20 protein-coding genes are annotated in these 26276 nt (G+C 69.2%); 9 read left to right on the top strand and 11 right to left on the bottom strand.

Annotated elements, in window-relative coordinates:
• Positions 1-6: 6 nt before the first annotated feature.
• Positions 7-2712 carry a M1 family metallopeptidase gene (locus CD928_RS10010; protein ID WP_095386933.1) on the bottom strand — a complete coding sequence of 902 codons (2706 nt, stop codon included), beginning with the start codon at positions 2710-2712 and terminating at the stop codon, positions 7-9.
• A gap of 137 nt (positions 2713-2849) precedes the next feature.
• Between CD928_RS10010 and CD928_RS10005 the strand changes: the two genes are divergently transcribed.
• A complete protein-coding gene (locus CD928_RS10005; RefSeq protein ID WP_095386932.1) occupies positions 2850-4136 on the top strand; it encodes a cytochrome P450 in 1287 nt (428 codons plus the stop codon).
• Between the two features lie 198 nt (positions 4137-4334).
• On the opposite strand, the gene CD928_RS10000 is transcribed toward CD928_RS10005, so the two are convergent.
• From CD928_RS10000 to hflK, 4 genes are all read right to left on the bottom strand, one after another.
• Entirely contained in the window at positions 4335-4703 is a 369-nt protein-coding gene (locus tag CD928_RS10000; protein ID WP_095386931.1) for a VOC family protein, read from the bottom strand.
• A gap of 122 nt (positions 4704-4825) precedes the next feature.
• Entirely contained in the window at positions 4826-6325 is a 1500-nt protein-coding gene (locus tag CD928_RS09995) for a Do family serine endopeptidase (protein ID WP_095386930.1), read from the bottom strand.
• Positions 6326-6453: 128 nt separating this feature from the next.
• Positions 6454-7305 (bottom strand): protease modulator HflC, encoded by an 852-nt coding sequence (gene hflC / locus CD928_RS09990; protein ID WP_095387370.1) that lies wholly within the window; start codon positions 7303-7305, stop codon positions 6454-6456.
• Positions 7305-8465, bottom strand: coding sequence for a protease modulator HflK (gene hflK, locus CD928_RS09985; RefSeq protein ID WP_095386929.1), 1161 nt, complete (start codon positions 8463-8465; stop codon positions 7305-7307). Before hflK ends, hflC begins: the two co-directional genes overlap by 1 nt.
• 91 nt (positions 8466-8556) lie before the next feature.
• Between hflK and CD928_RS09980 the strand changes: the two genes are divergently transcribed.
• From CD928_RS09980 to phbB, 6 genes are all read left to right on the top strand, one after another.
• On the top strand, positions 8557-9543 hold the full coding sequence (locus CD928_RS09980; protein ID WP_095386928.1) for an Mrp/NBP35 family ATP-binding protein: 987 nt from the start codon (positions 8557-8559) through the stop codon (positions 9541-9543).
• Positions 9544-9966 (top strand): CoA-binding protein, encoded by a 423-nt coding sequence (locus CD928_RS09975; protein ID WP_095386927.1) that lies wholly within the window; start codon positions 9544-9546, stop codon positions 9964-9966.
• Positions 9967-10084: 118 nt separating this feature from the next.
• Positions 10085-12373 (top strand): xanthine dehydrogenase family protein molybdopterin-binding subunit, encoded by a 2289-nt coding sequence (locus CD928_RS09970; protein WP_095386926.1) that lies wholly within the window; start codon positions 10085-10087, stop codon positions 12371-12373.
• The gene (gene hemH / locus CD928_RS09965; RefSeq protein WP_095386925.1) at positions 12370-13341 is read left to right on the top strand and encodes a ferrochelatase; all 972 of its coding nucleotides are present in this window, start codon (positions 12370-12372) and stop codon (positions 13339-13341) included. Before CD928_RS09970 ends, hemH begins: the two co-directional genes overlap by 4 nt.
• Positions 13342-13433: 92 nt before the next feature.
• Positions 13434-14990, top strand: a complete 1557-nt coding sequence (locus CD928_RS09960; protein WP_095386924.1) for a DUF1963 domain-containing protein — start codon at positions 13434-13436, stop codon at positions 14988-14990.
• 110 nt (positions 14991-15100) lie between these two features.
• A complete protein-coding gene (gene phbB, locus CD928_RS09955; protein ID WP_095386923.1) occupies positions 15101-15823 on the top strand; it encodes an acetoacetyl-CoA reductase in 723 nt (240 codons plus the stop codon).
• 75 nt (positions 15824-15898) lie between these two features.
• Here the strand turns inward: phbB and CD928_RS09950 are convergent, their stop codons facing one another.
• On the bottom strand, positions 15899-16639 hold the full coding sequence (locus tag CD928_RS09950) for a DUF4019 domain-containing protein (protein WP_095386922.1): 741 nt from the start codon (positions 16637-16639) through the stop codon (positions 15899-15901).
• Positions 16640-16754: 115 nt separating this feature from the next.
• On the opposite strand from CD928_RS09950, the gene CD928_RS09945 reads away from it, so the two are divergent.
• Positions 16755-16997, top strand: a complete 243-nt coding sequence (locus CD928_RS09945; protein ID WP_095386921.1) for a ribbon-helix-helix domain-containing protein — start codon at positions 16755-16757, stop codon at positions 16995-16997.
• The gene (locus tag CD928_RS23010) at positions 16979-17188 is read left to right on the top strand and encodes a hypothetical protein (protein ID WP_141237130.1); all 210 of its coding nucleotides are present in this window, start codon (positions 16979-16981) and stop codon (positions 17186-17188) included. Before CD928_RS09945 ends, CD928_RS23010 begins: the two co-directional genes overlap by 19 nt.
• Here CD928_RS23010 and CD928_RS09940 read toward each other — a convergent pair.
• The 5 genes from CD928_RS09940 to CD928_RS09920 all read right to left on the bottom strand — a co-directional run bounded on the left by CD928_RS09940 (position 17185) and on the right by CD928_RS09920 (position 26275).
• Complete coding sequence (locus CD928_RS09940) at positions 17185-18048, bottom strand: RimK family alpha-L-glutamate ligase (protein WP_095386920.1); 864 nt, start codon at positions 18046-18048, stop codon at positions 17185-17187. The two genes, CD928_RS23010 and CD928_RS09940, sit on opposite strands and share 4 nt — an antisense overlap.
• Positions 18049-18096: 48 nt before the next feature.
• Positions 18097-18369 carry a hypothetical protein gene (locus tag CD928_RS09935; protein WP_095386919.1) on the bottom strand — a complete coding sequence of 91 codons (273 nt, stop codon included), beginning with the start codon at positions 18367-18369 and terminating at the stop codon, positions 18097-18099.
• 112 nt (positions 18370-18481) lie between these two features.
• Positions 18482-23185 (bottom strand): NAD-glutamate dehydrogenase domain-containing protein, encoded by a 4704-nt coding sequence (locus tag CD928_RS09930; RefSeq protein ID WP_095386918.1) that lies wholly within the window; start codon positions 23183-23185, stop codon positions 18482-18484.
• 168 nt (positions 23186-23353) lie between these two features.
• Complete coding sequence (locus CD928_RS09925; protein ID WP_095386917.1) at positions 23354-24679, bottom strand: hypothetical protein; 1326 nt, start codon at positions 24677-24679, stop codon at positions 23354-23356.
• Positions 24680-24931: 252 nt separating this feature from the next.
• Positions 24932-26275 carry a hypothetical protein gene (locus tag CD928_RS09920; RefSeq protein ID WP_095386916.1) on the bottom strand — a complete coding sequence of 448 codons (1344 nt, stop codon included), beginning with the start codon at positions 26273-26275 and terminating at the stop codon, positions 24932-24934.
• Position 26276 lies beyond the last annotated feature (1 nt).

Raw genomic sequence — 26276 nt, 5'->3', positions numbered from 1 at the left:
CGCACCTTATTTCGCGGCGAGCCATGCCTTGGTTTCGGCCTGGATGCGCGGCTTGCTCTCGGCCTGCTCCTTGAGCACCGCGATCGTGCGCTCATAGGGCTTGCGGACGTCGGCGGGCAGACCGGCCGCCTTCTTTTCGAGCGCCGCGATCATCGCCGGGTCGTCCGAGTTCATCGCGAGGCTGGCGAGGAAGCGGACGCGCGCCGAGGCGTCGATCAGCTTGTCGACCTCGGCCTGGTGCGCGTCGACGAAGGCGACCGTCGTGTCGGCGTGATGACGGGCGGCGCGGCCGATGATCGCGGCGCTCGTCGTCTTGCCGGGCTCGGCGGTCAGCGACAGGTCGAGCGCGCGCTGCGCGAGCGCGTCGTCCTTCGCGGCACCGAGCAGGGTATAGAGCGTGCTGCGCTCGACCGTCGACTTGCTCGCCTGCGCGAGGGCGTGGAGCTTGTCCCAGTCGGCGGCGCTCGCATTGGTCGCGACGATGTCGAGCCAAAGCCCCTTTGCGGGGCCGTCGAGCGCCTTCGGATCGCTGTCGAGCAGCGCGAAGCGGCGGCGCGCCTCGGCGAGCACGGCCGCGTCGCCCATCGCGCCGAGCGCGCGGATCACGTCGGCGCGCAGCACCGCGTCGAGCGCGGGCTCGCCCTGTTTCGGATCGAAGCCGAGGCGGGTCAGCGCCGGGCGCAGCGCCGCAGCACCGCGCGCCGCGATCGCCGCCTGCGTCGCCGCATCGCCGTCGAAGGTCGCATGAAGCTGCGCATAGCGGCCGGCCGCCTCGGTCAACACATAGGGATTGGCGTCGGTCGGGGCCGCTGCGAGCAGGCCGAGCGCCGCGCCCATCGGCTGATAGCCCGCGATCGAGAGCGCGAAATTGTCGCTGATCAGGCCGAGCTGGTCGATCGGCTCGAGGCTGGCGAAACCACCGCGCAGCGCATCGAGCGCCTCGGGCGTGTAGAGGGTGCGGAAATAGCCGAGCTGGCCGCCGTTGAGGACGGTCGCGCCGCAGCTTCCCGGCACGCGGATGTCCGCCTTGCCGCCCTCGACGACGACGCGCTGTTCCTGGCCGCCCGCGGCGCGGACGAGCATCGGCACCTGCCAGCGGTGCCCTTCGGCGTCGATCGTATCGCGCCGGTCGCGCGAAAATTCGCCCTGGGTCACGCTGATGACATTGGCGCCGCCCTCGCACCGGCTGCCCGTCATGCGGATCAGCGGGATGCCCGGCTGGCCGGTGAAGTCGTGCGCGATTCCCGTCAGCCCTTTGGCGCCCGCCGCCTCGACCGCGTTCCACAGGTCGTCGGTGCGGCTGTTGGCATATTTGTGCGCGGCCATGTAGCGGCGGAGCCCGCCCTTCCACACATCCTCGCCGGCATAGGCCTCGAGCATCGAGATGACCGCCTCGCCCTTCTGATAGGTGATCGCGTCGAACGCCTGGTTGGCGTCCTCGACGGTGCGGATCGTCTGCAGGATCGGGTGGGTGGTCTTGTAGGCGTCGAGCCCCATCGCGCGCTCGCGCCCGTCGACGCGGGTCAGGAGCGGCTGCCATTCGGGGTGATAATGGTCGGTGACCTTGGTCGCCATCCAGCTCGCGAAGCCTTCGTTGAGCCAGAGGTCGTCCCACCACGCCATCGTCACCAGGTCGCCGAACCACTGATGCGCGGTCTCGTGCGCCTGGACGCCGTAGATGCCCTGCCGCGTCGCCTCGCTGGTGATCGCGGGGTCGTCGAGCAGGATGCGCTCGAAGGTGAAGATCGCGCCCCAATTCTCCATCGCGCCGAAGAACTGCGACTGGCCGGGTCCGGCGATATTGTCGAGCTTGGGCAGCGGATAGGGCTGGCCGAAATAGTCGCCATAATAAGTGAGCAGCGGGCCGAGGCTGTCGAGCGCGAAGCGCGCCTGCTCGCCCGACCCCTTGGGCGATACGATGCCGACCTCGGCGCCGCTCTCGCTCTTCTTCGCCATCCGCTCGAAATCGCCGACGCCGAAGAAGAGGAGGTAGGAAGACATTTTGGGCGAGGTGCCGAAATGCACCATCTTCATGCCGTTCGCGGCCGGCATCTCATGCTCGACCGGCATGTTGCTCACCGCGAGCTGGTCCGCGGGGACGGTCGCGGTCAGGGTGAAGGTCGCCTTGTAACTCGGCTCGTCGAAGCTCGGCACGAAGCGCCGCGCGTCGGGGGCCTCGAACTGGGTGAACAGGCCGCGGCGCGGCTCGCCGGTCGCCTTGTCGGGATAGTCGAGCGCGAAGAGGCCGTTCGCCTGGGTGTTGATCACGCCCTTGTAATCGGTCGTCAGCTTGTATTTTCCGGGTGTCAGCGCGGCGGGCGCGGTGAAGGTGACGGTCTGCGCCGCCGCGTCGACCGTCGCGGTCAGCGGGATCTTGCCCGACCCGTCGGCCTTCGCGAGGCCCGCGCTGGCGAAGGTCAGGTCGAGCGCGTTCATCGTGATGACTCTCGAGCTTTCGAACAGGTCGAGGTCGATCGCGGCGCGGCCGGTGAAGGTCAACGCCTTGGCGTCGGGGGTGACCGCGATGTCGTAATGCGACGGGCGCGCGATGCGCGGGAGCTGGCTCGGCACGCTGTCGGCGAGCGGCGCGGGGGCGGCGGTCGCCGCAGGGGTCGCGACGGGGGCGGCGTCCTGCCCGAGAGCGGGGCCGGCGGCGGCGAGGCTCAGCGACGACAGCGTCGCGAGCAGCAAGTGGCGCGTGGCAAATTTCATGGCATCTTCCCCGTTATTTCAGACTCGAGTAATAATGTTGCAGGGCCTAGGCCCTGCGAACCGGGGCGTCACGGCCCCTATTCGACGGGCGTCCGTTCAGCCTCGACAGACGGCCTTTCTTGCGGCAGTTTCGTTGCATGACAAAACCTATATTGCCCGGAGAGGTTGCCGCCGCGGTCATCGATCCCACCGCCTATGCCGCGTGGGAGCCGCTTCACGAACAGCTCGCCTGGGCGCGTGCCAACGCGCCGCTGGCGGTCGCAGAGAATCCGACCCACGATCCCTTCTGGCTCGTCACGCGCCACGCCGACATCATGGCGATCAGCCGCGATCCGCAGCGTTTCGCGAACGGCATCCGCCCGACGGTGCTCACCGACCGCAACGGCGAGGCGCTCGCGCGCGCCGCGACCCCGGGAGGCGACGGGCATCTGATCCGCTCGCTGGTGCAGATGGACGCGCCCGATCATATGAAATACCGGCTGCTGACCCAGGGCTGGTTCATGCCCAAGAATCTGCGGATCGTCGAAGACCGCATCCGCAGCCTTGCGCGCGAGACGGTCGACCATATGCTGTCGCTGGGCGGGACATGCGATTTCGCGCGCGACGTCGCGGCGCATTATCCGCTGCGCGTGATCATGGACATTTTGGGGGTGCCGGCCGAGGACGAGCCGCGGATGCTGATGCTGACCCAGCAGCTCTTCGGCTCGACCGATCCCGAACTCAACCGCGGGCGCGAGGCGATCAAGAGCACCGAGCAGGCGATCGCGATGCTCCATTATGTGATCGCCGATTTCGAAAATTACTTCCGCGAGCTCACCGCCGACCGCCGCGCGAACCCGCGCGAGGACATCGCGACGGTGATCGCCAATGCGACGATCGACGGCGGGCAGATCCCCGACCGCGAACTCGCGGGCTATTATATGATCGTCGCGACGGCGGGCCATGACACGACGAGTGCTTCGACCGCCGGGGCGATGATGGAGCTGGCGAAGAACCCGGCGCTGTTCGCGCGCTTCCGCGATGCGGCGACCGACAAGGCGGGGCTGATCGAGGAGGCGATCCGCTGGTCGACCCCGGTGCAGCATTTCATGCGCAGCGCGAAAGAGGACGTCGAGGTGGGCGGGCAGACGATCCACGAGGGCGACTGGCTGATGCTCAACTATGTCTCGGCGAACCGCGACGAGGCGATGTTCGCCGACCCCTTCGCCTTCGACCCCGACCGCGCGAAAAACCAGCAGATCGCCTTCGGCTTCGGCGCGCATGTCTGCCTGGGGCAGCATCTCGCGCGGATGGAGATGCGGATTTTGATGGAGGAATTGCTGCCGCGATTGAAATCGCTCGAACTGGCGGGCGAGCCGGCGCGGGTCGAATCGGTGTTCGTGGGCGGATTGAAGCGGCTGCCGATCCGGTTCGAGGCGGCGTAGGGGAACTTTCGGCCGGTAGCGGACGTTAGCGACCATACCCTCTCCCCTCCCTTTTAGGGAGGGGCTGGGGGTGGGTAGCCGCCGAAGGCGGCGTTCTTTTGCTGGCTCGCTCCGCTCGCGCACCCACCCCTAACCCCTCCCTAAAAGGGAGGGGAATGGCTCAAACCCACCCCAAAGCCGACACCAGCCCCGGCTCGCTCACCCCATGATGAAGGCGTTGAGCTTGTTCCCGTCGGGGTCGCGGAAATAACCCGCATAGAAGCCTTCGCCGCGCGGCCCCGGCGCACCTTCGTCGGTGCCGCCATTGGCGAGCGCGATGTCGTAGAGGCGCTGGACCTGCGCCTCGTCCTTCGCCTCCAGTGCGACCATCACGCCGTTGCCGACGCTCGCGGCGTTGCCGTCATAGGGCTTGGTCAGGCCGATCCCGGCGCCACCGCCTTCCTTGCCCCAGGCGATGAAGCCGTCGAATTCCATCATCCGCGGCACGCCCAGTTCCGCCGCGATCGCATCGTAAAAGACCGCCGCCCTGGCGAGGTCGTTGGTTCCCAGCGTCACATAACCGATCATCGCTCTTCTCCCGACTCGTGCTTGTTGGAACATAATAGGAACATTGCCTGCCGCGCGCAAAGAAAAAGGGCGCCCGATCCGAAGATCGCGGGCGCCCTTGTCCAAAGCCCGGAGCGGGCGGCTTATTTCCCGTCGATGCGGATCGGGATGAACGCCGGCGGCTGGCCGCGGCGCAGGATTTCGAGCAGCACCGCGTTGCGGCCCGCCTTCTTCGCGTCGGCGAGCGCCTTCGACAGGCCCTCGCTGGTCGTCACCTGGGCGCGGTTTACGCTGAGGATCACGTCGCCGCGGCGCAGACCCTTGCGGCCGGCGTCGGCGCTGCTGCCGACCGCGGCGATGACGAGGCCCTTGGTCGTCCGCTCGACGCCGATATCGCCCGCGATCGCCGGGGTCAGCGGCTGCACCGCCATGCCGAGCTGATCCTGGATCGCCTGGTCGGCGGTGCCCTTCGGATCCTCGGGCATCGTCTGCTCTTCCTCGGGGTCGAAGCTGCCGCCCGCCAGTTCCTCCTCGGGCGGCCGCGTGCCGACCGCGGCGTTGATCGTCATCGTCTTGCCGTCGCGGATGACCTCGAGCGGGATCCGCGTCCCGGGCTTCACATTGGCGATCAGGTAGGACAGCGTCTGCTGCGGCGTCACATCCTTGCCGTCGACCTTGGTCACCACGTCGCCGCGCTTCAACCCCGCCTTCGCGGCGGGTCCGCCGTCCTCGACGCGCTGGATGATCTCGCCGCGATCCTTGGGCAGGCCGAGCGCGGCGGCGAAATCCTCGCCCACCGGCGCGATGCCGATACCCAGATAGCCGCGCTGCGGCGTTTCGCCCGCCTTGAGCGCGGCGATCACCGGCGCCGCGGCGTCGGCGGGAATCGCGAAGTTGACGCCGATATTCGCGCCGACGGGCGAGATCAGCATATTGTTGATGCCGACGACATTGCCCTGCAGGTCGAACAGCGGCCCACCGGAGTTGCCGCGGTTGATCGCGGTATCGGTCTGGATATAGCGGTCATAGGCGCCGCCGCTGCCGATATTGCGCTGCACCGCCGAGATGATGCCCGCGGTGACGGTCGAGCCGAGGCCGAGCGGGTTGCCGATCGCGACCACCCAGTCGCCGACGCGCGCCTTGTTGCTGTCGCCGAAGCGCACGAAGGGCAGGCCCGTCGCGTCGATCTTCAAAAGCGCGAGGTCCGACGTCGCGTCGCGGCCGACGATCTTCGCGCGATATTCCTTCTGGTTGGTCATCGTCACCGTGACCTCGTTCACCTGCTCGCCGCGCGGGCCGCCGGTGACGACATGATTGTTGGTGACGATATAGCCGTCGGCCGAGATCAGGAAGCCCGACCCGCCGCCCTGCTGTTCCTGGGTGATCGGCTCGCGCGTTCCGGCGAAGGGATTGAGCCGCACGCCCAGCGTGACCTCCTGCTTGGTCGAGATATTGACCACTGCGGGCTGGAGCTGTTCGACGAGGTCGGCGAAGCTTTCGGGTGCGCCCGAACGGGGCACGACCTTGGCGATCTCGCTCTTCTCGTTCTGCGCCACCTGCGCCCCGACAGGCGATTGGGTGACGAGCGCCAGCGCCGTCCCGCCCACGAGCAGCGCCGAAGTGATGCCATATACATAACGCACGATTGCAATTCCTCTTCGTCTAGGGTCCCAGCGTTTCCCGGCGGCGGCTGTCTGCTCCCGGGCGGCTGAACGACGTTTGAACATGAACGGCGGTTGCACAAGCCGTTCATTCAGCGGTCGCGCGGCCGTCAGTCGCCGTGGAACTGCTTCAGATATTCATTGTCGGGCGACAGGATGATCGAGGTCGCACCGCTGCTGTTCTCACCCAGGAAAGTCTGGCGATAGCTCTGCATGGCACGATAGAAATCATAGAATTCGGGATCCTTGCCATAGCTTGCGGCATAGATGCGCGCCGCCTCGCCATCCGCGTTGCCGCGGATGATCTGGGCTTCCTTCTGGCCCTCGGCGCGGATCGCGGTCGCCTCCTGCTCGCGCGCGGTGCGCATCCGGTTGTAGGCGGCATCAAGCGTCGCGCCTTCGGGAAGGTCGGCGCGCTTGATCCGGACGTCGATGATCTCGGCGCCATATTTGCGTGCCTCGCGGTTGAGCGCGACCTGGATATTGTCCATCACCGCGCCGCGTTCGGGCGACAGCAGGGTCGCGAAGGTGCGCTTGCCCAGCTCGTTGCGCAGCGAAGAGCCGAGGATCGTCGCGAGCTGCTGCTGCAGCCGGTCCTCGGTGCGGATCGCGGTGTACATCCGCACCGGATCGGTGATGCGGAAGCGGGCGAAGGCATCGACCTGCAGCCGCTGCTGGTCGGTCGAGAGCACCTGCTGGCGCTCCATGTTGATGCCCAGGATGCGCTTGTCGATGAACTGGATATTGTCGAAGAAGGGGATACGGAGCACGAGCCCCGCGCCCGAGCGGCCGAAATCCTCGCCCTTCTTATATTTGTTCACCGTCGCCTCGATCTCGCCGAAGCGCAGGATGAGGGCCTGCTTGTCCTCGGGCACGACCGAAACGGTCATCGAGACGAGGACGAGCAGGGCGAGGACGGTGATCAGCAGCCGCATGGGCCGGCGGAGCAGAGTCTCGAACATCATTGGCCTCCCTTCGCAGCCGGATCGGCGGCGGCGGCGCGCCGCTGCACTTCGGGAAGCGGCAGATATGGGGTCACGCCCCGCGGTTCGACGATCGTCTTGTCGGCCTTCGACAGCACCGCCTCCATCGTCTCGTAATAGAGCCGGCGGCGCGTGACGCCGGGAGACAGCTTGTACTGCTCGTATATCTTGTCGAACGCCGCGGTCTGGCCGCGCGCGCCCTCGAGCACCTGCTGCTCATAAGCCCGCGCCAGGTTGATCGCCGATTCGCGCTCCTGCCGCGCCGCGGTCACCTCCTTGAACGCCTCGTCGACCTGCTTCGGCGGGTCGGCCTGGCGGATCGCGATGCCCTGGATCAGCACGCCGGCGCGATATTGGTCGAGCAGATCCTGCATGCGCTGCTGAACCTGCGATTCGATCTCGACGCGGCCGGGGCCGATCGCCTGGACGAGGTCGAAATTGGCGACCGTCGCGCGCATCGAGCTTTCGGCGACTTCGCGGATCGTGTCCTCGGGCTCCGCGAGCTGGAAGATGAAAAGCTCCGGATCGCGGATCGACCAGCGCACTTCATAGGCGAGGTCGACGATGCTCTGGTCGCGGGTCAGCACGAAATTCTCGTCGGTCGCGTTGGGCGAGCCGATCGCCATCGTGCGAATCGCGCGGACGTCCTCCAGCCGGATGCGCTCGAACGGCGGCGGCAGGGTGAATTTGACGCCCGGGCCGACGGTGCGCGAATAGCTGCCGAGGCGCGTGACGACGCCTTCCTTCTCGGGCGGCACGACATGGACGGTCGAAAAGAGGAGGACGATGGCGACGATCGCGATGATCGCCCATTTCCACCACCGCGCCGACGCCGACAGGTCGAACCCGTCCCCGCCGCCGCCCGATCCGCCCCCGCCGCCGAAGCTGCCGCGCCCCTTGCGCAGCAGTTCGTCGAGCGCGGAGGGGCCGCGCGGCTTGCGCCCGCGCGCGGTGTCGGCGGGATCGGGGGTGACCCACGGGTTGCGCGGGCCGGGCTTCTTGCCGCCGCCCTTTCCGTCGTCGCCGTCCTTGGGGCCGCCGCCCCACGGGCTGTTCGCCATCTGGCTGATCGAATCGAAAATTCGCCGCAATCCCCCCGGAGTGCGGCGCCCCATCGTACCGTCATTGTCGTTGCTCATGGTGCAGTTATAGGGGCGGCGGGCGCGATTAACAGGGGGGTCGCGCGAAAATGGCTGGCAATCGCGCGCGCCATGCCTATTTCGCCGGGACATGACCGACACAGTTCCCGACCTCGCCCGCCTGACCGCCGCCGCCGCCGAGATCAGCGAAGGGCGCGCCTCGGGCCTGCGCCTGCTCGACGAGGCGGGAACGCTCGCGGTCGTGCTCGACGTCACCGGGCTCGCTGCCGAGGCGCGCCAGCCACTCGAGGATCGGCTGCGCGCCGGCCTGCTCGACGCGGGCGCCGCCGAGGTCCGCATCGCGATGACGGCGGAGAAGAAGGCGCTGACGATCATCGCGGTCGGCAGCGGCAAGGGCGGTGTCGGCAAATCGACCCTCGCCGCCAACCTCGCGGTCGCGCTCCAGCGGCGCGGGGTGAAGGTCGGGCTGGTCGACGCCGACATCTATGGCCCCTCGCTCCCCAAGCTGCTCGACAGCGAAGGCGTCAAGCCCGAAGCGCGCGGGTCCAAGCTGGTCCCCGTCCCCAACGCCTATGGCGTGCCGATGCTGTCGACCGGGCAGATCGCGGCACCCGGCCAGGCGATCGCGTGGCGCGGCCCCATGGCGGGCAAGGCATTGGAGCAGCTCGTCGACGCGAGCTGGGGCGACATCGACACGCTGGTCGTCGACCTGCCCCCCGGCACCGGCGACGTCCAGCTCACCATGATCCAGCGCCACAAGCCCGCGGGCGCGGTGATCGTGTCGACCCCGCAGGACCTAGCGCTGATCGACGCCGCGCGCGCGATCAGCCTGTTCGAGCAGGCCGATGTGCCGATCGTCGGGCTTGTCGAGAATATGGCGGGCTATGCCTGCCCGCACTGCGGCGAGGTCAGCGACCCGTTCGGCAGCGGCGGTGCCGAGGCGGCGGCGAAGGCGATGGACCTCGATTTCCTCGGCCGCGTCCCGCTGGCGATGGGCATCCGCCTCGCGAGCGACGGCGGCGTACCGCCCGCGGCGGGAACCGATCCCGCGGGCGAGCCGTTCCACGCCGTGGCGGCGAAGGTCGCCGACTGGCTCGACGCACGAAAGGGACGCTGAATGGCGATCAACGACGAAGGCGACATCCGCGAACTGCTGGGCCGGCCGCGCCGCATCGCGGTGGTCGGCGCCTCGCCGAACCCGGCGCGCGCCTCGAACGAGGTGCTCGGCTTTCTCGTCCGCCAGGGGCATGATGTGATCGCGGTCAACCCGGGGCACGCGGGCAAGACGATCCACGGCGCCCCCGTGGTCGCGACCCTCGCCGACGTCGAGCCGCCCGCCGAGATTGTCGACATCTTCCGCAACAGCGCCGAGGCGGGCCGGGCGGTCGACGACGCGATCGTCCACGGCGCGAAGGCGGTGTGGATGCAGATCGGCGTGATCGACGAAGCCGCGGCGAAGCGCGCAGCCGACGCCGGACTGATCGTCGTGATGGACCGCTGCCCCATGGTCGAGATTCCGCGGCTGGGGCTGCTGCGCTAACCGGTTCCTCCCCGCGGCGAAGCCGTGGGGAGGGGGACCGCCGCGAAGCGGTGGTGGAGGGGCCGGCTCCGCCAAAAGCCTTTGCCTCCCCTTCGCGCGCCGACTATCAGCAGCGGGCATGGGCGGCATTCGCGACACGGTGGGGAGAAAATCGGGGCGGGCGCCGCTGGTCACGCGCCGCTCGCTGCTGATCGGTGCGACCGCCGCCGGCGGGCTCGCGCTTGCCTGGTCGGTGTGGCCGCGCGATTACCGGCCGAACCTGACCGCCGCCCCCGACGAGCATATCTTCAACGCCTTTCTGAAAATCGGCGACGACGGCCATATCAGCGCGGTCGTCCCGCAGTGCGAGATGGGCCAGGGCGTCACCACGCTGCTGCCGCAGATCATGGCCGACGAGCTCGGCGCCGACTGGCGGACGATCGCGGTCGAGACCGCGCCGATCAGCCCGCTCTATGCCAACACGCTGCTGGTGGACGAGGATAGCGCCACCTTCATGCCGCGCGCCGGCATCCCCGATTTCGTGCAGGACGTGCGAAGCTGGGCGCGGCGCGAATGGGCGGTGCGCCACGCGGTGATGCTGACCGCCAACTCGTCGTCGGTGCGGATGTTCGAGGAGCCGTGCCGCGACGCCGCGGCGCAGGCGCGCGCGCTGCTGATGATGGAGGCGGCGCGGCGCTGGGACGCGAACTGGGAGGATTGCGACACGCAGGACGGCTTCGTCCTCCTCGGGCAGAAGCGGCTGCGCTTCGGCGAGCTGGCGGCGGGCGCGGCGAAGCTCGAACCGCCCGCGACCCCCGTCTATCGCGCGTCGAGCGCAGACCCGCTCTACGGCAAGGAGCTGACGCGGCTCGACCTGCCCGCCAAGGTCGACGGATCCGCGAATTTCGCGGGCGACATCCGCCTGCCCGACATGGTTTATGCCGCGATCCGCCAGGGACCGGTCGGCGCGACGCGGCTCAAGAGCATCGACAGGAAGGCGGGGCTCGCCTCGCCCGGCATATTGTCCGTCGTCGAGCATGACCGCTGGGTCGCCGCGGTCGCGCGCAACTGGTGGGCGGCGAACCGCGCGCTCGACCGCTTCGCGCCGGTGTTCGAGACGCGGGGAGCCCCGGTGTCGAGCGAGGGCATCGACCGCGCGCTCGAATCCGCGCTGGCCGCCGACGGCTATCGGATCGCGAAAAAGGGCGACGTCGCCGAGGCGATGGAAGGCCGCACGAAGATTTCCGCCGAATATCTGGTCGCGCCCGCGCTCCACGCGGGGATCGAGACCCGCACCGCGACCGCCGCGGTCGACGGCGAGCGGCTGCGCGTCTGGGTCGCGACGCAGGCGCCCGCCCAGTGCCGCGACGCGATCGCCCGCGCGACCGGGCTCGCGCCGAGCGCGGTGACGCTGTTCCCGATGATGGCGGGGGGCTCGTTCGACGCCTGCCTCGACCACAGTGTCGCGGTGCAGGCGGCGATCATCGCGCGGCAGGTGAAGCGCCCGGTGCAGCTCACCTGGTCGCGCGCCGAGGAGATCATGCGCGTACCGCCGCGCGCGCCGGCGCGGGCGAAGATGGTCGCGACGCTGAACGCGGCGGGCGGCATCGACGCGCTTGTCAGCCGCATCGCGGTGCCGCCGACCAATCACGAGTTCCGCGTCCGGCTGTTCCACAACCTCCCCGCCGACGTCGCGCAGCGCGAGGCCGCGGGATCGCCCGACGCCGCCGCGGTCGAGGGCGCCGCTCCGCTTTATGCGATCCCGCATTTTGCAGTCGACCATTGCCCCGCCGACATCGGCCTGCCGACCGCGCGCTGGCGCGGCAACGCCGACAGCTACACCGCCTTCTTCACCGAATGTTTCGTCGACGAGATGGCGGCGCGCGCGGGATCGGACGCGCTGTCCTATCGCATGGCGATGCTCGGCGACGCGCCGCTGCTCGCGCGTTGCCTGCTCACCGCGACGACGCTCGGCGGCTGGGAAGGCGGCATCGCGGGCAGCGCGCAGGGACTCGCCTGCCACGCGATGCGCGGCAGCTACATCGCGCTGATGGCGACCGCGCGTCAGAGCGACAAGGGGCTGCAGGTCGAGCAGCTCGTCGCCGTCGTCGACGCCGGGCGCCTCGTCAATCCGGCGATCGCGCGCCAACAAGTCGAGGGCGGTCTGATCTTCGGCCTCGCCGCCACCGTCGGCGCGACGACCGACTATGAAGGCGGGGTCGCGACCGCGCGCAAGCTGCATCAGCTCGGGCTCCCCAAATTGTCCCAGACGCCGCAGATATTGATCGAATTTCTCGACAGCGACCGCGAACCCGGCGGGCTGGGTGAGATCGGCGTGCCCGTCGTCGCCCCGGCGATCGCCAACGCGATGTTCGCCGCGACCGGCCGCCGCATCCGCCGCCTTCCCCTGTCGGGGCATCCGGCATGACCGCCGCGCCCGATGTCGGCGTGCTGCTCGTCAACCTCGGCACCCCCGACGCGCCCGAGCCCGGGGCGGTGCGCCGCTATCTCGCCGAATTCCTGTCCGACCGCCGCGTCGTCGAAATCCCGCCGCTTCTCTGGCAGCCGATCCTGCGCGGAGCGATCCTCACCACTCGGCCAAGGAAATCGGCGCGCGCTTATGCCGAGGTGTGGACCGATGCGGGGTCACCGCTCGCCGCGATCACGCGGGCTCAGGCGGAGGCGCTGCAGGCGGCGCTCGGCGACGGCGTCCGCGTCGCCCATGCGATGCGCTACGGCGCTCCTGCGATCGGCCCCGCGATCGACGCGCTGGTCGCCGAAGGGTGCGGGCGCATCCTCGTCGCGCCGCTCTATCCGCAATATTGCGCCGCGACGACCGCGACCGCGGTCGATGCGGTCGGCGGCCATCTGAAGCGATTGCGCCGTCAGCCGGCGCTGCGCTTCCTGCCGCCCTATGCGGGCGACCCCGCCTATATCGCCGCGCTGCAGGCGTCGGTCGAAAGCGGCCTGGCCGCGCTCGATTTCGCACCCGACGTGCTGCTCACGAGCTTCCACGGCATGCCCGAGCGGACACGGCGGCTCGGCGATCCCTATCACGACCAGTGCCGCGACACCGCGCGTCGCCTGTCCGATGCGCTCGCCCGCCCGGTCAAGGTAGCCTTCCAGTCGCGCTTCGGCCGCGCGAAATGGCTCGAACCCGCGACCGACGCGACGCTCGCGGCGCTGGGCACGGCGGGACAGAGCGTCGCCGTCTTCGCCCCCGGCTTCGCCGCCGACTGCCTCGAAACGCTCGAGGAACTGGCGATCCGCGGCAAGGCGCAGTTCGCGGCGGCGGGCGGGCGCGACTTCGCCTATCTGCCCTGCCTCAACGCCGGCGCGCCGGGGATGGCGCTCATCGAAGCGCTGGTGCGGCGCGAACTCGGCGGCTGGATATAGGGACAACGCTTACCTCCTGTTTAACTCCTTCGCCTAGACTTGGGCCCGCGCGAGTCCCGGCAGCCGCCGGGCGCCAGTTCGGGAGGTCGCCCATGAGCCAGGTCCAATCGGCAGCGCTGACGCTGGCCGGCGTCACGGCCCTGTTCCTGCTCGCGGTTTTCGCGATCTGGTGGCTGCGCCGCCCGCGCGCCGAGCCCGTGCCGCGCATGCCCAAGGCCCCCAGACTACCCCGCGAAAGCAGGCTCCCCAAGCTGGCGCGCAAGGCCCGCGATCCCGAACCGCCGGTCGAAATCGCCCCGTCGCGCCTCGCGCGGATCAGCGCCCGGCCGGTGCTCGACCCGCCCGGAGAGCCTGCGCCGCAGCCCGCCGAGCCGGACGCACCAGCACCCGTCGCCTCCATCGCGCCGCCGCCGATCGAGGCTTCGCCCGCGCCCTCGCTCGAAGCCAGCCTCGAAGCCGCAGCGACGGCGGTCGAGCGACAAGCCTCCGCGCCCGACGTCGCTCGCGGCGTGCGGCTCATCCCGCACATCCCGCCGCGCGACGCGATCCATACCCGAAGCTGGCTCGGCGGCCGGCCGCGGCTTCCCGAGGCGGCCGACTGGCCGCGTATCGACGGCGCGCGCGCCGACTTCCTGGCCCAGATATCCTGCGCCGACCTGCCCGCCGGCCTGTGGGACGGTCTCGGTCCGCGCGACGGCTGGCTCGCCGTCTTCGGCCATCCCGACACCGGCGCCGCGACCGCGCTGCACCTGCCCGAGGCGGGTCCGCCGCGCGAGCCGCCGCACGCGCCGGGCGACGCCTGGTTCGCTCCCTATGGAATGCTGCGCTTCGGCGATCTCGGAGCGCTCGCAGTGCGCGCCTTTCCCGAATGGCCGGTCGACCTCGTCCCCGCGGACGAAGCGGGGCTGGATGCGGCCGCAGACCCGCTTGCGGATCGCGATTACGACATCGCCGACCCGGCTTTCCACCCGTTCGACTGGGACACGATGATCGCGATGGCAGCGGTCCTCGAACGCCGCGTGGCGCAGCTCGCGACCGATGCAGGCGCGCCCGCCGACGCCAGCGACGAACTGGCGCTCGCGCTCGCCGACGCCGTCGAAGCCAATCGCGAGGCGGCGGCGGGCGCCGCCGAGATCATCGGCATCATCCGCGAAAGCGCGAACGCGCACCCCTTCACCGCCAGCGATGCGACCGCGGTGATGGCGGCGCTCCACGCGATCCGCTGGGTCCATGTCGGATGCGACCCCGATCCCGAAACCGGCGAGGACCATGTCGAGACGCTCGAACTGCCGCTGACCCGCCACCATCCCGGCGCGCCATTGTGGGTCGAGGATTATCGCGCACTGCTGTTCGATCATGCGAAGCATGCATGGTGCGCCGACCCCGACCGGCTGTCGGCCCCCGCGCGCGCCTGGTTCGAGCCGCTGTGGCGAACGCTCGCCGCGCGCGAGGCCGCGATGATGGGGCATATCCCCTCGCGCTATCTCGCCGATTTCGACGACGAGCGCGACGCGGTGCTGATCGAGCTGCCGACCAGCGGACTGATGAGCCGCCGGGCGGGCGACGCGGGCAGCGTCGCGCTGATCATCCGCAAGGCCGACCTCGCCGCCGGCGACTTTTCGCGCCTCCGCGCGCAGCGGATGAGCTGACGCGCGATAGGGTCCTGAATAGCTTTGCGATTGACGTAACGGTCAACTTGCGGGGCCATGCGGCGCATCCTAATCATGAGCCAATAGACTCGTGTGGGAGAGCAGCAGACATGGCACGCATCGCAATCGTCACCGGCGGCAGCCGCGGCATCGGGGAAGCGATCTCGCTGAGGCTTCAGGCGGACGGCGTCACCGTCGTCGCCAACTATGCCGGCAACGACGAAAAAGCGAAGGCCTTCACCGATCGCACCGGCATCCCGGCGTATAAATGGGACGTCGGCGACCATCAGGCGTGCCTCGACGGCTGCGCGCGCGTCGCCGCGGAGATCGGCCCGGTCGACATCGTCGTCAACAACGCCGGCATCACCCGCGACGGCACGCTCGCGCGGATGACCTACGACGACTGGCACGACGTGATGCGCATCAACCTCGGCGGCTGCTTCAACATGGCGAAAGCCTGCTTCCCCGGCATGGTCGAGCGCGGCTGGGGCCGCATCGTCAACATCGGGTCGATCAACGGGCAGGCAGGGCAGTACGGCCAGGTCAATTACGCCGCCGCCAAATCGGGCATCCACGGCTTCACCAAGGCGCTGGCGCAGGAAGGCGCCAAGAAGGGCGTCACCGTGAACGCGATCGCGCCGGGCTATATCGACACTGACATGGTCGCCGCGGTCCCCGCGCCGGTGCTCGAAAAGATCGTCGCCAAAATCCCGGTAGGACGGCTGGGCCAGGCCGACGAAATCGCGCGCGGGGTCGCCTTCCTGTGCAGCGAGAATGCCGGGTTCGTGACCGGGTCGACGATGTCGATCAACGGCGGGCAGCATATGTATTAAGCAAGGGAGGCGCCACGCCTCCCTCGCCATTGCCCTTGCATCGTCGTCCCCGCGAAGGCGAGAATGACGACGGGTTTATTCGATCGTCACGCCCACGACGCGCCAAGCCCCGCCCTCGCGCACCAGCGACAGCGTTTCGATCGCTCCCGTCTTGTTCGCATAATCGGTGCGGAACTTGACCATCTGGTAGCCATAGGGCGGCGCGGGCACCGTCTCCTCACTGACCAGCACCCGCGACTTCACAGCGCCCAGCGGTCCCTGCACCTGCTGCGCCACCCTGGCCCAGGTCTCCGGCGTGTTGAGCGCCTTGAACGCCTGCCCCGTCGCCCCCCAGCTCGCGTTCCAGTCACCGCGGTCGACCAAAGCCAGCCAGCCGCGCGCCGCCGCAACCGCGGCGCTTTCGGCGGGTGCGGTCGAGGGCGCCGCGGCGGGTGTATCAGCGCTTCCAGTCATCGAAGCGAAAGCGAGCAAGGCAAGACCAAGCGACATCAAGATAGCTCCTGCAATCCAGCCGGACGGCCGCCCTATGCGGCGCGTCCCGGCGGGTGCCGTCATCTCTTCCACGCCCGGGGCCACCCCGGCTCCCCCCAAAAGCTCGTCCCCAAGGGTTTCGGGGGTCCGGCGTTCGCTCTCGCGTAGCTGCCGCGCCGCCTCGCGACTGCTCGACACTGCCATCTTGCGCCGCGCATCGCGCAGCCGCTCGTTGACCGTATGCACCGACAGTCCCAGGTGCCGCGCCATCGACTTGGCGTCATAGCCGCTGACCAGCAAGCGTAGCGTCTCCTTCTCCTTTTCGGTGAGCGCCTGGATTCCCATTGTCGTCACGCCGTCCGCACCTCGCTCCACGCAAACAATCTAGGCGCCGCCCGAATCGCGGTCACCCCCAAATAATTCGTACCTCGATTGGCGGCAGAGGAGCTATGCTGCCGCGATGACCGCCCCTTATGATCCCCCGGTAAAACGCTCGGTGACCATCGCCGGCCACCCGACCTCGATCAGCCTCGAGCCCGTCTTTTGGGATGCGCTCGAGGCCGAGGCGGCGCGGCTGGATCTTCCGGTCAACGCCCTCGTCGCGCGCATCGACGTCGAGCGGATGGACGCCGACGATCCGCCGAACCTGACCTCGGCGATCCGGCAGTGGTTGTGGCAGAACCGATGCAAAAGCTTGTCTTAAGAAGCACGCGAATCCTTGCACCCATCGTCGCAGGCGGCGCGACGATCGGAATGACTGTAGACATCGGATCGCAAATAGCATCGGGAGCCACCGATAATCTGCTGACAAATGTCGCGGGATGGCTGGCCTTCCTCGCGTTCATCGCCTTCATCTGGCACGCGACTATCCTGCAGATCGAATCCGCAGATTAACGAGGCAATGCGCTCATGATCGCCCACCCGAACGCCGCACCGCCGTCGGGCGCGAAGTTCAGGAAGAGCGAGGGCTCGATCAGTTCGAGTTCCATGATGTGCAGGCGACCCGCCGCGTCGCCGACCATGTCGACGCGCGCATAGACGGGCGGCGCGGGCGCGGCCGCCAGCGCGGCGGCGGCGAGCGCCTGCGCCTCGCCGCTCGCCTCCCATGCCGCTTCGCGCCCGCCGAATTGCGTCTGGACGCGGAAATCGCCCGCGGCGGGGCGCTTGACGATGGCGTGGCTGAAGCGGTCGGCGAAGAAGAAGAGCGAGACTTCGCCTTCGGTCAATATGCCCGGCATCAGCGGCTGGACTAGCCGGCGCCGGCCGACCGCATCGGCGGGAACCGGCGCATCCGGCGCGATGCGGTGCGTGCCGTCGGCGCCGCCCGAGATGGCGGGCTTGATCACCACCTCTTCGACGCCGAGTTTCCCGCGCGCCTCTGCGAGGCTCGCGTCGTCGAGCGCCGCGACCTCAATCGTCGGCACGACCGCGACGCCGCCGGCGCCCAGTTCGGCGAGATAGGCCTTGTCGCTGTTCCAGCGCAGCACCGGCACCGGGTTGACCACGGGCAGCGCTTCGGCCTCCAGCCGGTCGAGCAGCGCATACCAGCGCGCCGGATCGCGCTGATAGCCCCAGGCGAACAGCGGCAGGATCAGGTCGAAGCCGGTCAGGTCGCCGGGATCGATCCACGCCCGCTGCTCGACCGCGAGCCCGGCGCCCGCCAGCGCCGCCGCCTTGCGCGCGAAGGCGGGCTGCCATGTCTCGTGATAGCCCGGCGCCGGAACGAGGATCGCGACGCGCGGCTGATAGGGCATGACGGAAGCTTTCGGCGAAGGGGGGAAATCGGAGCGCCGATACTCCGCTCAACGCGTCGCGACAAGGGCGAGACCGCGCGCAGCCCAGAGCAGCAACAGCCAGCCGAGACAGAGCGGAAAGGCCAGGAACACCCAGATCGGCGCGAGGTTGGATCCGGCGGCGACGCCCAGCAGCGCGACGGCGATCGCCGCACCCATCGCGAAGGCGGGCACCCGCGCCGCGACCTGCCAGCCACCCCGGAAACGGATCAGCGCGGCAATCTGCAGCGCCAGCCAGCCCGCGATCAGCGCCAGCGGAATCGCGCTCGTCAATCCGCCCATGTCCGCCCCCTTTCGTCACGAAACGGGCGGAGAATGCCAGAAAGGGACTGGCAAGAGGTTAATCGGCGGCGGACGCCCCCACCCCCTCCCCGAAGGGGAGAGGGCCGGGCCGTCAGCGTCCCAGCAGCCCGCGGGCCTGTCCCGCAAGGTGCGACAGCATCGCGCCATTGGGGGTCGGAATCGTCCGCGCGCGGTCGACGGTGGTACGGAACTGCGCGACGCGCGGCGCCTGTTCGCCGAGCCATGCGGTCACCGCCTTGTCGAGATTCTCACCCTTCAGTCCGGCAAGGAAGCCCAGCCGCATCTGCTGGAAATCGCGCGCGAGGCTGTTGACCAGCAGCCGCTCCCACGGGTCGGTCGGGCTCATGTGCGCGGCGAGCGTCTGCGCCCAGTCGAGCCCCAGCGCCTCGCCGAGATGGGTGAAGGCGTGGGTCACCGCGACCTCGTCGTCGCCGCGCCGTTCGGCGAGGTCGACGATGCCGATCGCGCCATCGAGCTTGAACAGGCGCACCACCGCCGCGGCCAGCGCCTCGGGCGCGCCGGCGTCGAGCAATTGCTGGCTCAGCATGTCCCACTGGCGCCGCACCGAATCGCTGAGCAGGCTGTCGACGCGCGCGGTCAGCCGGTCGACACCGGGTTCGAGCCGCGCGACGAGCGGCCCTGGCTGCGCCTGGGTCGGCGCGACGCGGAGCAGGTCGGCCATTTGCGAGGCCATCGCCGACGCCGCCTGGCTGAACAGCGACAGGCGGATCGCCTCGTCGATCTTCGCGGTGTCGAGCGCGTCCCATATCGCGCGCATCTCGAGCAGTTTTTCGACCGCGACGAACGCCGCGGCGACGTCGGCGAGCGCGCAGCCCTCCTCTTCGACGAGTTCGAAGGGATGGACCACGCCCATGCGGTTTATGATGCGGTTGGCGAGCTTCGTCGCGATGATCTCGCGGCGCAGCTGATGCTCGGCGATCGCCTTCGCATAATCCTTCTGCATCTCGGCCGGGAAGGCCGCGGCAAGGTCGCCGCCGAGCATCGGATCGTCGGGCAGGTCGCTCGCCTCGATCGCGTCCTGCAGCGCGAGCTTCGCGGTCGACAGCAGCACCGCGAGCTCGGGCCGCGCGAGCCCGCGCCCTTCCTGCGCGCGGCGCAGCAGCTCGTCGTTGACCGCGAGCCCCTCGACCTTGCGGTCGAGCCGGCCGCTGCCCTCGAACGTCTCCATCAGCCGCACCAGCGACGGCACCGCACCCGCGCCGCCCTTTTCGGCGATCGACAGCGCGAGCGCCTGGAGGCGGTTGTCCTCGAGCACCAGCGCCGCGACATCGTCGGTCATGCGGACGAGCAGCGCGTCGCGATCGTCTTGCGCCAGCCGGCCCTCGATCATCTCGCGATTGAGCGCGATCTTGATGTTGACCTCATTATCCGAACAATCGACGCCCGCGCTGTTGTCGATGAAGTCGGCGTTGATCCGCCCGCCGCCCTGCGAGAAGGCGATGCGCGCCGCTTGGGTGACGCCGAGGTTCGCGCCCTCGCCCACCACCTTGACGCGCAGATCCTCGGCATCGACGCGCAGCGCGTCGTTGGCGGGGTCGCCGACCTCGGCGTTGTTCTGGCTCGCTGCCTTCAGATAGGTGCCGATGCCGCCGAACCAGAGGAGGTCGACCGGCGCCTTGAGGATCGCCGAGATCAGCCCCGCGGGGTCGATCTCGTCGACATTGAGGTCGAGCATCGCCTTGATCTCGGCGGTGAGCGGGATGCTCTTCTGGCTGCGCGGGAACACCCCGCCGCCTTTCGAGATCAGCTTCTTGTCATAATCGTCCCAGCTCGACCGCGGCAGATGGAACAGCCGTTCGCGTTCCTTCCAGCTTTTCGCCGGATCGGGGTGCGGATCGAGGAAGATGTGGCGATGGTCGAACGCCGCGACGAGCTGAATCGCCTTCGAAAGCAGCATGCCGTTGCCGAACACGTCGCCCGACATGTCACCGCAGCCCGCGACGCGGATCGTGTCGGTCTGCACGTCGACGCCCATTTCGGCGAAGTGGCGCTGGACCGAAACCCACGCGCCCTTGGCGGTGATGCCCATCGCCTTGTGGTCATAGCCGTGCGACCCGCCGCTCGCGAACGCGTCGCCGAGCCAGAAGTCGCGCTCCATCGCGAGGCCATTGGCGACGTCGGAGAAGGTCGCGGTGCCCTTGTCCGCCGCAACGACGAAATAGGGGTCCTCGCCGTCGTGGATCACCACGCCCTTCGGATGCACGACCTTGCCCGCAACGATATTGTCGGTGATCGACAGCAGCGAGCGGATGAAGATGCGATAGCATTCGGTCCCTTCCGCGAACCAGGCGTCGCGGTCGAGCGACGCGTCGGGGAGCGCCTTGGGATAGAAGCCGCCCTTCGCGCCGGTCGGCACGATCACGGCGTTCTTGACGCGCTGCGCCTTCATCAGCCCGAGGATTTCGGTGCGGAAGTCGTCGCGCCGGTCGGACCAGCGCAGCCCGCCGCGCGCGACCGGGCCGGCGCGCAGGTGGATGCCCTCGACGCGCGGCGAATAGACCCACACCTCGCGCCACGGCAGCGGCTTGGGCAGCCCCGGCACCTTGCTGCTGTCGATCTTGAACGCCAGCGCCTCCTCGGCGGCGGGCGCGAAGGCGTTGGTGCGCAGCGTCGCGCCGATCACCGCGTTGAACAGGCGCAGGATACGGTCGTCGTCGATCGACTTGATACCGGCGAAGCCCGCCAGGATTTCGGCTTCGAGCGCCGCGGCGCGCTTCGCGTCGCGCGCGGCCGGGTCGTGGAGCGCGCGGAAACGCTCGACCATCGCCGCGGTCAGCGCGGGCGCGTGGCGCAGCGCCGCGACGACGGTGTCCATGCCATAGCTCGACCCGCCCTGGCGCAGATAGCGGAACCAGGCGCGCAGCCAGACGATCGCCTGCGGATCGGTCTGAGTCACCAGCACCAGCTCGTTGAACGCGTCGTTCTCCGCCGAGCCTTCGAGCACCGCGGTGATCGCGGCCTCGATCACCGGCGCGTGCGGCAGCAGCGCGGTCTCGTCGACCGCAGGCGGCACGCGCAGCGTGAAATCGTGGATGAAGGCGGGCTGTTCGTCGTCTCCCGTGGCCGGCCGGCCATAGCTCAAGGCAGTCGGAATCTCTTCGAGCACCTCGAAGCCGAAATGTTCGAGCGCCGGGACAACGTCGGACAGCGCGAGCGCTCCGGCCGCACTGTAGACCTTGAGCCGCAGCCGGTCGTCGCCGTCGAGGCTCTTGAGCGCAAGCCGTACGCCGCGCGGATGGTCGGCGTCGAGGTCGCGCAGCCGCAAGATGTCGCGCGCCGCCTCTTCGGGGTCATAAAGGTTGCGGTAATTGGGCGGGAAGAGCGGCGCGAAGCGCGAGGCGAGCGCCGCCGCGCGGCCCGCGTCGCCGCGCTTCGCCAGCGCCGCCTCGACCTCGGGCTGCCAGCCGCGCACCATCTGTTCGAGCATGGTGCCCAGCGCCTCGGCATCGGGAATCACCCCGCCGCTCCTAAGGTCGAGCGTGTAGCGAAGCAGCGCCGCGCCGCCGTCCTCGAGCACCATCGTCCAGCCGATCACGCCAGCGCGCGCCTCGCGTGCCAGCATGCCCTCGATCGCCAGCCGGCGGCCGGTCGACACCTCGTCGCGCGGCAGCCAGACGAAGGCGAACAAATGCCGCCCCAGCGCGCCTTCGATCATCACCAGCTTCGGCCGCGGCCGGTCGGTGATCGACATCGAGGTCAGCGCCAGCCGTTCGAGCGAGTCGGCGTCGAACGAAATCAACAGGTCGTGCGGCAACGCGGTCAGCGCGTGCGCGAGCGCCTTGCCGGCGTGACCCGCCGGATCGAAGCCGAATTTGTCCATCAGCGCCGCGAGCTGCGCGCGCAGCACCGGCACCTGGCCGGGACGCGCCGACAGCGCGGCGCTTGTCCACAGGCCGGCGTGGATCGACAGCCGTTCGACGGTCTTGCCCTTCAGCTCGGGAACGATGACGAGGTCGAGCAGCACGCGGCGATGGACCGCCGACAGCCGGTTCGATTTGATCAGCAACGGCCCGCGCCCTTCATTCCTGTCGAACCAGGCGAAGGCCGCGTCGAGGGCCGCGGGCGACAGCAGCGGGTTCGAACTCGCGGCGCAGATGCCGAGCGCGTCGCTCGCCTTGCCGTTCCGGCCACGCCATTCGTGGCCGAGCTGGGTCATCGCACCACCCTCGAACCAGCGCAGCAGTTCGGCGCCCTCGTCGTCGGTGCGCATCGCGGCGTCGGCGAGCATCGCGGCGCGCATCGCCTTCCAGTCGGTCACCGCGGCGCGCACGTCGGCGAGCGCCGCTTCGATCGCGTCGAGCAGGCGGCGGCGCGCGCGCGCGTCGCCGCGTTCGAGCTCCATATAGATGACCGATTCGCGGTCCTTGCCGCCCTTTTGCGGCGCGCCCGCCTCGGTCAGATGCCCCTTGGCGTCCCGGGTCGCCGCGACCACGGGATGGAGAATGCGATGGACCACCAGCCCCTGCGCCGCCGCGACCTGCGAGGTCGAGTCGACAAGGAAGGGCATGTCGTCGTTGACGATCGCGAGGCGCATCCGCCGGTCGGTGCCGTCGGCGGCCATCGGTTCGAGCGCGAGCACCGGCGTGCCCGGCGGGCGGTCGAGCGCCGCGGCGGCGATGAACCGGCTCGCGTCGGCGAGCGCGGCTTCGTCCATGTCGTCGCCTTCGCCGGGCAGGGCGCTGCCGCGCAGCGCGGCGAGATAAGCGGTCTGGATTTTCTTGGGAACGGCGGGGACGGAGGCGGCAGGAGCGTCCGAGTCCGATCGAGTAGGCATAGGGTGCAGCATCCCGGTCCAAAAAAGCGGGCCTGTCACCGACGATCGGCGGGCCGTTCGCTCCCGCCCCTATGCGCCCGCGGCGCGCGCGGCTCAAGACCTCGCACGCCGTTCCGCGTAAAAATATTTCAAATTTCGGATTTTCTGTTGCGTTGCAGCGAAAGCGCTTCAGCCGCCCGGGCTGATCGAAATCGCCTTCTTCGCCAGCCGCGCGACGAGCGCCGCGTCGTCGGCCGCCTTGGCGACGATACCGATATGCCCGCCGGGCATCGCGCGCGCGATCAGCACGACGAACTCGGCGTCGCCCGCGTCATGCTCCAGGATCACCGCCGGATGCGCGCTGCGCAACGCGTCGAGCGTGGTACCGGCGGCATCTTCCTCGGCGGCGGGCTTGCGGCGCGCGCGCGCGTCCTTGACCAGCCCCTTGAGGCCGCCGGGATAGCCGTCGAGATAGGCGGCGAGCTGGCCGCGCCCCACCCCTTCCGCGCGCGCATGGCCGAGCACGCACGCATATTCGGCGAGCCGCGTCTTGTCGTAATTCGCGCCGAAGACCAGCTTGACCACCGGCGTCATCGGCGCGCGCTCCTGCGCGCTCAGCCCCGCGTCTTCGAGCAGCGCCGCGAACGCCTCGGGCTGTGCCTCGGCGACCAGCGCGAAATCCCAGGCCTTGCCGACCGCCTGATAGAGCGCGCTGCGGCTGCGGCTGTCGGCGGCGATCGCGCGTTCGGCGGTTTCGCGTGCGGCGGCGAGCCAGTCGGCGAGTTCGGCCTCTTCGTCCGGTTCCTCGGACGACAGCGCGGCGACGCTTTCGGTTTCGAGATCGTCGAGCGGCGCTTCGAGCGACGCGAAGCCCGGCGCCGCGTCGGCATCGATATGCCTCGAATCGGGGCCGTCGGCCCACAGCGGCATCGGCGCTGTCAGCGGCGCGGCGCTGCGCAGCGCCTGGTCGACCGACAGTTGCAGCTCCGCTTCCTCGTCGGCGGGAGCCGCCTCCTTCCAGTTGATGACGCCCAGGATGAAATCGATCGTGTCGTCGTCTGACGAAAAGGGCAGCAAGATGCCGCGATACATGATCGTCACGCCGCGGTCGTTGACGAACTCGGCCTCGAAACCGATCGGCGCGCGGTTGGCGATGATCTGAAGATAATGGTCGGTCAGCCGCGACAGCAGCGAGCGGCCCGGAATCTGGCTGATATAATGGACATCTTCGTCGATCTGCGATTCGGCGCGCAGCCGATCGCCGAGAAAGGCGATCGCGGGGTTTTCGATCCCCGCGGTGAAATCGAGCAGCACCGAATGCGGGCCGAAGTCGCCGGCGCGGTCGAGGTCGAGATCCTCGACCGAGGGATAGGCGCGGTCGGCGAGCAGCGAGGCCCAATAATTATAGGCCCGGACCTGCATCCGCCGTTCGTCGACGCCCACCGCCACGGGTGCGTCGATGCCGCCGTCATCCTGGCCGTGGCTGCCCGAAAGCAGTCCGCGCATGCTGTCCATCAATCATCCCCAGTGGCAAACATCGGACGATGTCATGCCCCAGGAGTGGTAAAGGCGGCGTAAACGATGTGGTTTCGGCCAAATGCGGAGCCGGTATGCCCCCTCCTCTTCAAAGGAGGGGCAGCGAGACTTACGCGCTTGCGCGTTAGTCGCAGCGGGGTGGTGCCTGGCCCTTGCGCGCTGGCGCGCGCCACCACCCCAACCCCTCCTCTGAAGAGGAGGGGCTTAAAGCGCATCGCATCGACCCGAGCCTCAGCGCACCCGCCATTTCGCCGGCATCTGCTCCGCCGGGCACCAGCGCCGCGGCGCCTCTGTGTCCTGAATCGTGAGCTGGATGCGCGTCGGCGACAGGATGCTCATCTCCATTCCCCATTCCGGAAGAAGAAGGGCCTTGCCCGACCGTTCGACCTTGCCGAGCGGGCCGATGAAATTTTCCTCGTCGCTGCCCGGCGCGCCGCCGCCGCGGACCAGCCCCAGCCGCTTGCCGTCATAGAAGAGCGCCTCGAAGCTCGGCTGCGCGCAGGGCTCGCTTTCGGACACATAATAGCCGGGAAGGATGCCAAGCGGGGCGAGCGGTTTCCGGCCCGCCGCCTGCGCGCTCGACTCCGCCCCCGCGGCGCCGTCGCATTGCTGGCGGAGCGAACGGATCGCCGCGGTCGATCCGGCGAGCGATAGATAGCTCAGCTCCTGCCACTCGTCGCCGCCGCCGGCGCTCGCGATCAGGTCGAGCCCGGTGTCGGCGCCGATCAGCAGCCCTTCGACGCCGGGATCAATCGTGCCGCTGAAATCGCTCTTTCCCGGTTCCTGCATCAGCGTCTGCGTCGCGTCATAGCCCCCCTCGCTGCCGGTGAAGTTGACGAGCAGCGGCCGGCCGGCGGGCGGCAGCGACAGCCCCGGCTTGGGCACGAGCGTCATGTAGACTCCGCCGCCCGGCTGGCAGCGCAGCCCGAGCGCCGCGAATTCGGGATGGCCGGTCGTCGCCGCGACCGCACCGGCGCCGCTCCCCCCGAACTGCCAGCGCGCCTCGTGCTGTGGCGGCATGTCCGGACTGCCCGCCGCGGCCTGCCGACGCTGCTCGGCCGCATAGTCGGCGTCGGTCCAGCGGTAGCGCTTGACGAGATCCCATTTGCGCCCGTTCCAGGCGAGCGTCTCGACGCAGGCTTCGGCACCCGCACCGCCGCAGGCGGTTCCGTGGATGGGTATTTCCAGCCCCTTGCGCCCGCGCCCGAGATCGGTCGCGCTCCATCCGCGCACATTGTCGCCGAAAATCTCGCGCAGCCCGTTGGGGCCCGACCCGAGGATCGAGATCATGCAGCCCGCGGTGCCGCACCACGCCGAATAGCCGGCGTTCGAGCAGCGCGTCGCGGCAAATTCGAGCACCCAGTCGGATTTGCCGTCATTGGTGAGCTCGGTCTCGATGGCGAAGGCGGCGCGGTCGGTGATGAACTTGCCGCCGCTCGCGCGGCATTCGGCCTTCAGGTCGTCATAGGCCGCCTGCACCTCGCGCGGCCAGGCTTTCGCCGGGGCCGCGGCGGGCGCGGCGGCCGCCTGAACCGACCAGGCGGCGAGCGACAGAAAAGCGAACAGGCTGCGCATG

Origin of the sequence: Sphingopyxis sp. GW247-27LB, from assembly GCF_002277025.1 — a bacterium.
In the GTDB taxonomy this organism is placed as follows: domain Bacteria; phylum Pseudomonadota; class Alphaproteobacteria; order Sphingomonadales; family Sphingomonadaceae; genus Sphingopyxis.
The sequence above is the reverse complement of the archived record's forward strand: the minus strand, read 5'-3'. Positions and strand labels throughout refer to the sequence as shown.